Raw genomic sequence first — 12,017 nt, forward strand, 5'->3', positions numbered from 1 at the left:
AATTGTTGATTTGTTGAGTGGTAGGATGGGTTGTTCCTTGTCTGTCATATGGCTGTGCGATTAAAAGGGAACAAGGGGGAGACTCCCGGACAGTCCCGCTGGGGTAATTGTCATAAAGGAACCGGAAAATATGCCACTTGGGCGCGTCACAGCGCTTCGGGAAGGCTTCCGGAAAAGCTGAAATAAGTCCGAAGACCTGCCGCCGATTCCTTATTCATACATAATATGATTCTTTCGAGGATGAGAATTCATACACCTACATTATCGGCGACCATATCGTATGCGTCGGTCAGGGCTGTGGCTCTGGCCGGATCTCTTGCGTGCTGTGGCTTGGCTATGGCGGCGGAGGCTCTCCCCGACTCGCTGTCGGACATCCGTGCTCTTCCGGAGGTCACGATCGAAGCTGTTACGCAGAAGGCCGACCGTTCGACTGCCCCTCGATTCTCCCTCGGATCGTCGACACTGAAGGCCATGGGCGCAACCGATATATCTTCGGCATTGAAACGTCTGCCCGGTATCAACCTGAAGGACTATGGCGGCGCGGGCGGCATGAAGACTGTGGCTGTCAGAAGTTTCGGAGCGGCTCACACCGGAGTGGTCTACGATGGGGTGACCCTTTCAAACAACCGCAGCGGGGAGGTGGATCTGTCGCGTTACTCACTCGACAATATGGGCAGTCTGTCGCTTGTCATAGGCGACAACGACGACATTTTCATTCCGGCCAGAGCTCTTGCTTCGGCCTCGTCGCTCATACTTTCGTCGGCTCCGATGGTTTCGGAAGCGGACTCGCTGTGGCTGACGGCGCAGATGCGTGTCGGCTCGTTCGGTCTGCTCAACCCGTTTGTGAAGATCGGCACAAGCCGCGCCGACGGTCTGGCTATCGGTTTTATAGGTGAGTTCACCCATGCGCTCAACGACTATCCGTTCACACTCCGCAACGGCATTTATTCCTCGCGCGAGCGACGCAGAAATTCGCTGATGAATTCCGGTCATGGCGAAATCAATATGACACTGCCGGTCGGACGCAAGTCATCGCTTTCAGCCAAAATCTATTATTACGACAACGGACGCCAGCTGCCCGGACCGGTTATATACTATAATCCGCAGTGCAATGAGAGACTGCGTGAGCGCAACGCTTTCGCACAGGCTTTGTGGCGCAGCACCCTTTCAAGCAATCTGTCGCTCAAGCTTACAAGTAAGTTCAACTGGGAGGCATCGCTCTACGATGACGTCAACGGACATTATCCCGGGGGCCGTCTTGATCAGGACTACTTTCAGCGCGAGGCATACGCTTCCGGTGTGTTGCTGTGGATGCCTGCCGACCGGCTGGCACTGAATTATGCGGCCGACTTCGCCTATGGCAATCTGTCGAGCAACCTGCCGCAGGAGGTTGGGCCGAGTCGCTACACGATTCTTCAATCGCTGACAGGGCGTTACCGCACCGGGCGTCTGACAGCCACAGCGTCGCTGCTCGGATCGATATATATCAACAAAGTGCATAATGGAGATGAGGCTCGCGACAATTACAAGCTTTCACCATCGGCAAGCATTTCATTTCAGCCGTTGGCGTCGCGCGAATGGCGTCTGCGGGCATCGTTCAAAAGCATCTTCCGTGTGCCGACCTTCAATGAGTCGTACTTTTTTCACTACGGCAGCACTGATCTGCGTCCGGAAACGACGCGTCAGTTCAACGTCGGGACAACTCTCGACATATCTCCATCGGTGTGGTTCACACGGCTGACCATGACTGCCGACGCCTATCTCAACAATATCGACGATATGATAGTCGGGGTGCCCTACAACATGTTTGTATGGACAATGGTCAATCTTGACAAGGTACGTGCCACAGGCATTGACCTGACTCTGGCGGCTGATATGGCTCTGGCAAAAGACCATAAGCTCGAATGGAATGTCAACTACAGCTATCAGCGGTCGAAGCCACTGACCGACCGGACGTCGGCCGAATACGGCAAGCAGGTGGCATATATACCGCTCAATTCCGGGGGCGGCTCGGTGGCCTACAGCAATCCCTGGGTCGACGTTGTGGTGAAAGCCGTCGGCGTCAGCTCCCGCTATGCCACCAACAGCAACCTTCCCGACACACGCATCGACGGATATGTGGAGGCCGGAGTGTCGCTGCGCCGCAGTCTGATGCTTTTCAGCCATCGGTGGGAGGCATCGTTTGATATCGACAATATATTCAACAAGCAATATCAGGTGATAGCACGCTACCCCATGCCCGGGCGCTCGTGGCGGCTGACACTGAAATATCAACTATAACCAAAAAAGAAAACAGTAAGAAACCGTATGAACAAATTCATTTCGCGACTTCTCGTCGCAGCCCTTCCGCTGTCATTTGCCGCTTGTAGCGATGATGACGGTCCCGACCATGAGATTGAAACCGTGACCGTGTCAAACGGTGCGTTTATCGTCAACAGCGGCAATCTCCGCAACAACATTCCCGGCAGCCTCACATTCATTGACTATGCTACGGGTCAGGCATTGCAGGATGTGTTCAAGGCTGCCAATGGCCGCGTGCTCGGCGATACCCCTCAGAATGCAGTAGTGTACGGCTCTAAGATGTATATTGCCGTATATCAGTCCAATCTCATAGAGGTTGTTGACCGTGTATCTCTGAAGTCGCTGAAAACCATCCCGTTTGACGCTTCCGAAGGTCAGGAACCCCGCTTTGTGCTCGCTCACGAAGGCAAAGTCTATGCATCGATGTACAACGGCTACGTTCAGCGTATCGATACTCTTTCGCTTTCGATCGACGGAGCTGTAAAGGTAGGCCCGAACCCGGAAGAGATGTGTGTGGCCGGCGATTATCTGTATGTGGCCAACTCCGATGGCATGAACTATCAGAACGGATATGCCGACGGATGCACCGTATCGAAAATAGCACTCGGATCGTTCACGGAGGAGAAGAAAATCAATGTCGGCATCAATCCCACAAAAATGGCCTCTGACGGCAATAATGTATATGTCATAACGATGGGTGACTACAGCGCGGCCAATCCCGCTACACTCCGTCAGATCGTCAACGACAACACTGTCAATGCCATAGCTCCGGCTACTCTGATGGGCGCCGGCGCCGGCAAGCTATACTTCATCAACGCCCCCTACGGCGCAAGCTCGATCGATTACAAGGTGCTTGATACTGCCACCGGCACGATCAGTGCTTTCCCTGTGTCGGGAGTCGATTCGCCGGCAGCGATAGCCGTTGATCCGGTTGTGGGCGATGTGTTTGTCACTTCCTACAATATGGTGGGCGGTTATGCAAGCTATTCTACTCCGGGATATGTCGAACAGTACAAGGCCGACGGATCGCTCGTGAAGCACTATGACACCGGTGTTGGCCCCTGCTACGTGAACTTCAATATTGCTGAGGTGGCCAAATGATCAGAGCCACAGACAAAGCCCTACATACTTTTTTTTCTGCAGTCCTGACGGCGGCCGCAGCCATCTCGCTCGTTTCGTGCGGGGGTGGCTCGGGCGCCGTCAGCCATCAGAGGGGCGATGCGATGCGATTTGATTTCGCACGCAATATAACGATTGACGAGACCGATTCGTTTGCAGTGGTCAGGATACGCAACCCGTGGGACACGCTGCGCACGCTCCACACCTACGTGCTTGTGGCCGATTCGCTGCCGGTGCCGTCATCATTGCCTGAAGGCACGTTGGTGCGCACTCCGTTGAAAAACGCATTGGTCTACTCGGCAGTGCATGTGTCGCTTATCGACGAGTTTGGAGCGGGGGAGTCGATAGGAGGGGTATGTGATTCGAAGTATATCCATACTCCTGCAGTAACGGCTCGCATGGCCGACGGATCGGTGGCTGATTGCGGCATAGGCACCGCGCCTGATCTCGAAAAGATAATGATGCTCTCGCCCGACGCCATAATGCTCTCGCCTTTTGAGAATTCGGGTGGTTACGGCAGAGTGACTTCGCTGGGCATCCCGATCATCGAGTGTGCCGATTATATGGAGCCGACGCCATTGGGCAGAGCCGAATGGATGAAATTTTACGGAATGCTTTTCGGGCGCAGCGCGATGGCCGACTCGTTATTCAGAAATTCGCGTAATGAATACGAACGGCTGATGAAACGCGTGAAGAATGTAGAAACACGTCCTGAAGTGCTTGTCGACCGGCTGTACGGATCGCAGTGGTATGTACCCGGCGGACAATCGACCATGGGACTGTTTATAACTCATGCCGGTGGCACGAATCCTTTCGCGTCGCGTCAGTCGTCGGGATCATATCCTGTATCGGGTGAGGAGGTGCTGCTGACGGCGCGTAATGCTCCGGTGTGGCTGATACGCTACAATCAGTCGTCCGACATGACTTACGGACAGCTCGAATCCGACAGCCCGTTCTATCCGCTCTTTGATGCGTTCGGCCGGAAAAGAGTCTATGGATGCAACACCGCGGTGAGATACTTCTACGAGGAGGTGCCGTTTCATCCACAGTGGCTGCTTGCCGAGCTGATATCGATCATTCATCCCGGATTGGTCGAGCCATATCCCGGACATTCCTATTTCATACCTCTTCAGCCATGAACGCAACGGCGGTGAGATTTGCAGCGCTCATTTTGCTGACGGCAGTGCTTGCTGCCTTGAACGTGTATTTCGGATCGGTCGACATTCCGGCCCGGACGGTCACGGATGTTCTTACAGGCTCGGGCGCGCAGCATGGCGCCGTAGAATATATAATTCTCAGCAGCCGCATACCGCAGATGCTTACCGCCATCATCGCAGGGGCTGCACTCGCCGCATCGGGACTTCTGCTTCAGACCGCCTTCCGCAATCCGTTGGCCGGTCCGTCGGTGCTCGGCATCAACTCCGGAGCCAGTCTGGGAGTGGCGGTGGTGATACTTCTGTTCGGGGGCAGCGTCAGCGCCGGTGTCATGAGTTGGAGCGGATATGCTGCAGTCATGGCCGGAGCTTTTGTGGGCAGTCTGGCCGTCATCGGTGTATTGCTCGCGCTGTCGGCTGTGATACGCAGTGATCTGATGCTCCTGATCGTGGGAGTGATGATAGGCTATCTTGCCTCGTCGCTCATCATGCTCCTCAACTACACGTCGACAGCCGACGGCATACAGAGCTATGTGATGTGGGGCATGGGCAATTTCAGCGGAGTGACATCGTCGAGTCTGCCTATGTTCGCGCTGATCGCGGGCGCAGGCATAGTGCTTTCGCTGCTGCTTGTAAAGCCGCTCAATATCGTGCAGCTCGGAGCCGACTATGCATCAAGCCTCGGTGTGAATCTCGGCAGAGTACGCAATATGCTGCTTCTCGCCACCGGACTGCTGTCGTCGTCGGTCACGGCTTTCTGCGGCCCGATAGCTTTCATCGGGCTTGCCATGCCGCATGTGGCACGAATGATATTCCGCACCGCCGATCATCGTGTGCTGTTGCCGGCCACGCTTGTAGTTGGCGCGGCAGTGGCTCTGCTGTGCAATCTGATATGTGTGTTGCCTGCCCACATGGTATTGCCGCTCAACGCAGTGACCCCCGTAGTGGGTGTCCCGGTGATACTGTATGTGATTCTACGCCGCGGCCGTCGGTCTTAAAAATAGTTAAATACGTTGCGGCGTATGCTTTATTGCATTTGCTGCGATTTGCACTCAATGGCATAAATCCCTATATTTGCAAAATCACAACCAACATTGTTTTTTTGCAATATGGACACAATGAATGATTTTGCCAACCGGCCGATGCCGCCATTGCCTGCGACAAAAGTATCAGTTCCGCGTCATACGACAGCCTGGCTGGGAGTACAGACGCTTGTGATAGCTGTGTTTTCGGCTATTATTGCTCTGATTGCTGACGGAATAGGCGATTATGGCGCGGAGCGTCAGAGTCAGGGTCTGCTGTCGGAAAGCAGTTCACTGATGGTGTCGGACAGCGCGAGCTATTGTTTCGCTCTGATAGCCATCTCGCTTATTTCGATCACTCTCATCGAGGTGGCTTTTCGAAAGTATGTCAATTATCTGCAGTATGCGCTCATAGGTTGCGCGCTCGGACTGTTTTATCTGATGCTGCTTGCGTTGGCTGAATTCGTGCCGTTCTGGGCTGCCTACGGCATTGTAACCGTTATTACCGCCGGACTGATCACGCTTTTTGTCAAGGGCATTACCGCGAATGTCAAAGCCGCAGGGCTCACCGCAGGGATTCTTGTGGTTGAGTATGCGGTGATACTCATACTGATCTACATCGGTTCGCTTGCTCTTCTGATAGGCAGCATACTGCTGTTTGTGATTATAGCTCTGGCAATGTACTTCACTCTGCGCATGAGGCAGACTGCTGATGGCGAACTGATCATAAAATGAACGGCATGTCAACAACTCCGCCTCCGTTGCCTCCCGCTTATGTGGCGGCTCCACGCAAGCCTGACCGTCCGGGTGTGAAGATCGTTTTAATGGCGGTGCAGTGCGTGGTGCTGATGATAGCCACCCTGATAGTGTGGGGACTGGTCTATGACCGTCAGTCGTCGGTCAACGATGTGGCCGACAGCATAGCCGATGAGTGGGGTGGAAAAGTACGCATAGGCGGTCCGTTTGTCATGGCGGGTGATTCGGTGGCGGCTGTATCCCGGACGCTTCGCTGCGATGTGTCGATAGAGTCAAAGACACTGCATCGCGGCATATACGAGGCCGAGGTTTATGATGCGGCCGTTGAGATGTCGGGCAGTTTCGATGCGTTGCGATTGCCGACGGGAACTGACGATGTCAGGCTTACGGTCAGAGTCCCGGCACGTAAGATCTATCGTATAGAGCCGCTTCGAATCGCAGGCCGCACTGTGGAGTGGCGGCGCGACGGTGGCAGCCTTGTCGCGGATATTGACGCAAGCGCAATGGATGACGGCGTCACGGATTTCGATTTCTCTTTCAGAATCCACGGATCGGGCAGCATCGAGGTAGTGCAGAGCGGACAGCATACTGTCGTGACGATGGAGGGTGAAGCCCGCAATCCATCGTTTACCGGAAGCAGTCTGCCAGATGACCGTTCGGTTACCGACCGGACTTTCTCTGCCAAATGGGAAAGCAACAGTGTCATGACGACCGATGCGTGCAACAGTTTTATGGACAATGACCGCTCTATTTTGGGCGGTGAGATGGATCCGGAGATGGTCTACGTCATTGAAGAGCCTTACGATCTGCAGGTGATCGGTGCAAAATTTCTTGTGGGAGTCGACCGTTACCGCAAGGTCAGCCGCAGCCTGAAATTTGCCTTCATTATCATTGTGCTGACGTTTATCAGCCTGTTTTTCACGGAAGTGATCACCAAGCGGGCAATACCGATGTTCAATTGCTTTCTGATAGGCGCGGCGCTGGTGATGTTCTATCTGCTGCTGCTTTCGTTTGTGGAGTTCGTGTCGTTCGGAATGGCTTATCTGGTGGCTTCGGTCATGACCATAGCGCTGATCGGAGGATATATGTGGCGGATGCTTGCATCGGTTCGCACGGGCGTGACTATAGCGTCGATTCTCACGCTGATATACTCGTGCTGCTACGTGATGCTGTGTCTCGGACGATATGCATTGGCTCTCGGAAGCCTGATATTGTTCGCTTCTCTGGCGGCCATGATGTGGGCTTCTCTGAAACTCAAGCGTTGAGGTGCGACGTATGAGATTTTAGAGTAGGTTTGAATTTAACACGAAGAAATAATATATATGGACTTCTTTCTATTCCCTCAAAGGTCTTTTCGGGCGATTTGCGTCAAGTTTCATCGGTCACGATGCCCGCATCGCTCCCTCCTCAACTCACGCAAATCTCTCCGAAAATCCTCTTTGAGTGAACAGAAGTGAAATTCAAACACACTCTTAGAACTATGGTGATGGGAAAAATTCTGAGAGTTTTTTCGGGCAGAGATCTTTGGACCGGGCGAATGTGCGTGGCCGTGCTTTCGTCGCTTGCATTGCTGCTGTGGTTTGATGTCGACTGGTGCATTACCACCACTTTCAGAGCCATGAGCGACCCGTTGATGTGGCTCAACACTCTTGTGGCGGCTTTGTTGATGTCGATCCCTTACGCAGCTGCACGCAGGATTTCGGTTCATGTGATATGGCTTACGGTGGTGTACGGGCTGCTGGAGGCAAATCTGATGTATTGCCGCACGTATCTTACGGCTATACCTCCGGCAAGCTATCTCCTTGTCGGCAATCTGTCGGACTTCACAGCCAGTGTGACTGACTCGATACGCTGGTATGACTGGTTTGGAGCGCTGACAGTCGTTGCGGCCGGATGGGTCATGAAGCGTAAAGCTGCTTTGCGGCCCCGTCGGCCCGTGGCGCGTATTCTTCTGTTGTCGGCAGTCATGGCATCGGTCAGCGCGTTGTGGATCATGGCGCGCGGGGGCTTTTATGCGGCCTACGATCGGCTCGCGCAGTCGTGCTATTACAGCACTTGCGGTGTGCCTGTCTACACATTAGGCGGCCACATAGCCTATTCGCTGATCGATGACAGCCGCCGTGATGCTACTGACCATACCCCCGATATAGACCGATGGATAGCACTTCATGATTCGTTGGTGGCGGTACAGGAGCTTCCAGCCGACGCTGTGCCGAGACGCAATCTCGTACTTATCATTTGCGAGAGTCTTGAGAGCTGGCCTGTGGAGGCGAGGATTGACGGCAAAGAGATTACACCATATCTCAACAGTCTGCTGCGTGACTCCACGACGTTGTATGCTCCCAACATACTGACACAGGTGGCTTCGGGGCGATCGATCGACTGCCAGCTGCTGATCAATTGCGGCCTGCTGCCTATGAACGGTCAGGTCTACAGTATGAAATATCCGTCGGTCACATATCCGTCACTTAACAAAGCGATGCGTGAACGATATGGCACAAAAAGCTATATATTCACGTGCGACAAGCCGATCACATGGAATCAGCAGGCTATAGGCCGCGCTTTCGGCTACGACTCGCTGATCGACCGCCGGGCATGGCGAATGGACGAGATGATTGGCAATCCGGCCAAGCTCAGCGACGGATCTTTTCTGCGACAGTCGGTGGAACTGCTCCGGCAAGGACATATATGGCCGGAGGGCGAATCGCGTATGCTGACGTTTGTCACATATTCTGGTCATAACCCATTCAGACTACCTGACAATATGGTAGATCCGCAGTTTGACATGAGGGAAAAGGATCTGCCGCGACGGCTTGCCGACTATATCGCAATGGCACACTATACCGACTCGCAACTGCATATTCTGATCGATTATCTGCGGTCGCGCCGGGATTTCGACAACACACTCGTGGTGATCGTCGGCGATCATGAGGGACTCGCCGGCGACCGAAATGATTTTGTAAAGGCATCATCTCTCGTATCGGCGGGTCAGTACACTCCGCTGCTGATACTCAATCCGCCTGTAGGCGGCGGGTCGCGTGTGGAAAGCGTAGCCGGACAGATCGACATATACCCCACTCTGTCTGCCATGCTCGGACTCTCCGGTTATTTCTGGCACGGAATGGGGCAGAGTCTGCTTGATCCTGACCGCGGGGCTTATGCAGTGTCTATGATGACCGGTGAAGAGGTGGGCGACTCTGCGGCGCTGACCTCGCGGATGCTCGATATGATCAGATCGGCACGTCGTATATCGGACGCAGCCATCAGATCCGACTACTTCAAAAACCAACCACTGAATGGATCCGATTGATAAAAAATTCTATAAGATCGGCGAGGTGGCAGAGCTGACCGGACTGCCTGTGAGTACGCTCCGTTTCTGGGAACAGCAGTTTACCATCATCAAGCCACGGCGCAACGACCGTGGCACGCGCTTCTACACTCCCGACGACGTGGAGCGCATACGCATGATACATTATCTTGTGAAACACCGTGGGCTTAAACTTGATGCCGCCCAGGAGGAGCTGCGCCGCAATCCCGAAGGCGTCAGCCGCAAGAGTCAGGCCGTCACCAGGCTGATGCAGGTGCGCGCCAAACTGTGCGATATGATCAAGGCGCTTGACTCGCTGAGGTGAGCGGTGCGCGGGTGTGTAACATGCTGTGCTATGTGGCAGAGATGCTCTTGACTATGGTATGTCGGATATGAACCGTCAGTGATAAAGAGCCGAAAAATTTTCGTATCACAAGAATACTTGCTAACTTTGCCATTAAGATGGTGGCCGACGCAGGCTGTCGTTATATGGAATAAAATAATCAATGAAGGGTACCGACATATTCAGGCTTACGTGTATTATTGTGCTTTGGGCTGTGCTGTGTGTCGCGGTTGTGACTTCGCAACGGTTCACTTTGCGTGTGGCTTTTGTGCTTGTGGCGTCGGCCATTATAGTGTTTGTGCCCTTATATAAGAAATATGTGCGAGGCAAGAAGCAAGACTCTCACGGTGGCGCCCGACGAAAGCCGTAAGGCGCCCGACATGGATCGTTATCCAATACTGAGCCGGGTGTCACGGCCAGCCGATGTGCGTGGCATGTCGGGCAGTGAGCTTATAGGACTCTGTAGCGACATCCGTAGGTTTCTGATAGAATCACTTTCATCAAATCCGGGTCACTTCGCCTCCAGTATGGGTGCGGTGGAGCTTACAGTGGCTCTTCATTACGTATTCAATACGCCCTATGACCGGATTGTATGGGATGTTGGTCATCAGGCCTATGGTCACAAGCTGATAACAGGCCGTGCCGACCGTTTCCACACCAACCGCAAGCTTGGCGGTCTGAGTGGTTTTCCTAATCCGGACGAGAGCGAATATGATACGTTCACGGCCGGTCATGCGTCAAATTCGATTTCGGCAGCCCTCGGCATGTCGGTGGCTTCGGCCCTCAACAACGACAGCCCACGCCGCAATGTCGTGGCTGTGATAGGCGACGCTTCGATAAGCGGAGGTCTGGCGTTCGAGGGGCTGAACAATGCCGCCAACACCAACAGCAATCTGCTGATAATCCTCAACGACAATGATATGTCGATCGACCACAATGTCGGGTCGCTGAATTCATATCTCGCTCATCTGACTGCTTCAAAAGGCTACAACAGTTTCCGCTACGGAGTGTACCGACTGCTGAAAAAGCTGCATCTGTTCAACGACAACAGCAAAGGACGCATACTGCGTTTCAACAACAGCCTGAAATCGCTCCTGACCAAAGAGCAAAATATATTCGAGGGCTTAAATATCAGATATTTCGGACCGTTTGACGGTCATGATCTGCCACGTATCATAAAGGTGCTTGACGATATCAAGGATATGAGCGGCCCGCGGCTGCTGCATCTGCGCACGACGAAGGGCAAAGGTTATGTGCCGGCTGAAAATGATCCGGCTGTCTGGCATGCACCCGGATGCTTTGAGCCTGAGAGCGGAGAGCGCAAGTCAGAGAGTAAGGATCCGGCCCGCACGAAGTTTCAGGATGCGATGGGTTCGACTCTTGTTGAGCTGGCTCGTGACAATAAGGCTATCGTCGGAATAACGGCGGCCATGACATCTGGCACCTCAATGAACATGATGCAGCAGGAGATGCCTCAACGCACGTTTGACGTCGGCATTTCAGAGGGTCATGCCGTGACCTTTGCAGGTGGGCTCGCTACTGACGGAATGCTGCCATACGTGGCCATCTATTCGGTCTTTCTGCAGCGTGCTTATGACAATATCATCAATGACGTGGCCGTGCAGGGTCTGCCGGTGACATTCTGTATAGACCGTGCCGGTCTGGTAGGTGAGGATGGCGTAACTCACCACGGCGCCAACGACCTTGCATACATGCGTACTGTCCCCGGCATGACCATAGCTTCGCCGCGCGACGCCGACCAGCTGCGTTCGCTGCTCTACACCTCGCAGCTTCCTGACCGGTGCGGTCCGTGGGCGATACGTTATCCGCGCGGTTACGGCCACGACAGCCACAAGCCGATGCAGCGTATGACCGTCGGCCGCGGAGAGTGTCTGAGCCGGGGCGAGGATGTAACGATGCTCACCATCGGGCCGATAGCTTTCGAGGCGGCTCAAGGAGCGAAACTGGCTGCTGCAGGCGGCGTGTCCGTGGCTCATTACGACATGGTGTTTCTC

9 protein-coding genes and 1 riboswitch are annotated in these 12,017 nt (G+C 54.1%); all 9 genes read left to right on the forward strand.

Features of this window, described 5'->3' with window-relative positions; all coding sequences use genetic code 11:
* The first annotated feature begins 13 nt into the window (after positions 1-13).
* Positions 14-218: riboswitch (cobalamin riboswitch) on the forward strand.
* 22 nt (positions 219-240) lie between these two features.
* Positions 241-2,280 carry a TonB-dependent receptor plug domain-containing protein gene (locus tag C5O24_RS07240; protein WP_161553841.1) on the forward strand — a complete coding sequence of 680 codons (2,040 nt, stop codon included), beginning with the start codon at positions 241-243 and terminating at the stop codon, positions 2,278-2,280.
* Between the two features lie 27 nt (positions 2,281-2,307).
* Positions 2,308-3,402, forward strand: a complete 1,095-nt coding sequence (locus C5O24_RS07245) for a DUF5074 domain-containing protein (protein WP_107035812.1) — start codon at positions 2,308-2,310, stop codon at positions 3,400-3,402.
* Positions 3,403-3,524: 122 nt separating this feature from the next.
* Positions 3,525-4,559: an ABC transporter substrate-binding protein gene (locus tag C5O24_RS07250; RefSeq protein WP_370364726.1), complete on the forward strand. Its 1,035-nt coding sequence runs from the start codon at positions 3,525-3,527 to the stop codon at positions 4,557-4,559.
* Positions 4,556-5,572, forward strand: coding sequence for an iron chelate uptake ABC transporter family permease subunit (locus tag C5O24_RS07255; protein ID WP_107035814.1), 1,017 nt, complete (start codon positions 4,556-4,558; stop codon positions 5,570-5,572). Before C5O24_RS07250 ends, C5O24_RS07255 begins: the two co-directional genes overlap by 4 nt.
* A gap of 111 nt (positions 5,573-5,683) precedes the next feature.
* Positions 5,684-6,331 (forward strand): inner membrane CreD family protein, encoded by a 648-nt coding sequence (locus tag C5O24_RS07260; RefSeq protein ID WP_107035815.1) that lies wholly within the window; start codon positions 5,684-5,686, stop codon positions 6,329-6,331.
* A gap of 5 nt (positions 6,332-6,336) precedes the next feature.
* On the forward strand, positions 6,337-7,617 hold the full coding sequence (locus C5O24_RS07265; protein ID WP_161553842.1) for an inner membrane CreD family protein: 1,281 nt from the start codon (positions 6,337-6,339) through the stop codon (positions 7,615-7,617).
* 221 nt (positions 7,618-7,838) lie between these two features.
* Complete coding sequence (locus C5O24_RS07270; RefSeq protein ID WP_161553843.1) at positions 7,839-9,662, forward strand: LTA synthase family protein; 1,824 nt, start codon at positions 7,839-7,841, stop codon at positions 9,660-9,662.
* Positions 9,649-9,984, forward strand: a complete 336-nt coding sequence (locus C5O24_RS07275) for a MerR family transcriptional regulator (protein ID WP_107035818.1) — start codon at positions 9,649-9,651, stop codon at positions 9,982-9,984. Before C5O24_RS07270 ends, C5O24_RS07275 begins: the two co-directional genes overlap by 14 nt.
* Positions 9,985-10,319: 335 nt before the next feature.
* On the forward strand, positions 10,320-12,017 hold a 1,698-nt coding region (gene dxs / locus C5O24_RS07285), incomplete at its 3' end, for a 1-deoxy-D-xylulose-5-phosphate synthase (RefSeq protein ID WP_240604924.1).

The organism is Paramuribaculum intestinale (assembly GCF_003024925.1).
GTDB classification, from domain to species: Bacteria; Bacteroidota; Bacteroidia; order Bacteroidales; family Muribaculaceae; genus Paramuribaculum; species Paramuribaculum intestinale.

Excerpts from the sequence above, each read along its gene's own strand:
- C5O24_RS07240 (WP_161553841.1), top strand. The coding sequence starts at position 241 with ATGAGAATTCATACACCTACATTATCGGCGACCATATCGTATGCGTCG.
- C5O24_RS07250 (WP_370364726.1), top strand. The coding sequence starts at position 3,525 with ATGCGATTTGATTTCGCACGCAATATAACGATTGACGAGACCGATTCG.
- C5O24_RS07275 (WP_107035818.1), top strand. The coding sequence starts at position 9,649 with ATGGATCCGATTGATAAAAAATTCTATAAGATCGGCGAGGTGGCAGAG.
- C5O24_RS07245 (WP_107035812.1), top strand. The coding sequence starts at position 2,308 with ATGAACAAATTCATTTCGCGACTTCTCGTCGCAGCCCTTCCGCTGTCA.
- C5O24_RS07255 (WP_107035814.1), top strand. The coding sequence starts at position 4,556 with ATGAACGCAACGGCGGTGAGATTTGCAGCGCTCATTTTGCTGACGGCA.
- C5O24_RS07265 (WP_161553842.1), top strand. The coding sequence starts at position 6,337 with ATGTCAACAACTCCGCCTCCGTTGCCTCCCGCTTATGTGGCGGCTCCA.
- C5O24_RS07260 (WP_107035815.1), top strand. The coding sequence starts at position 5,684 with ATGGACACAATGAATGATTTTGCCAACCGGCCGATGCCGCCATTGCCT.
- C5O24_RS07270 (WP_161553843.1), top strand. The coding sequence starts at position 7,839 with ATGGGAAAAATTCTGAGAGTTTTTTCGGGCAGAGATCTTTGGACCGGG.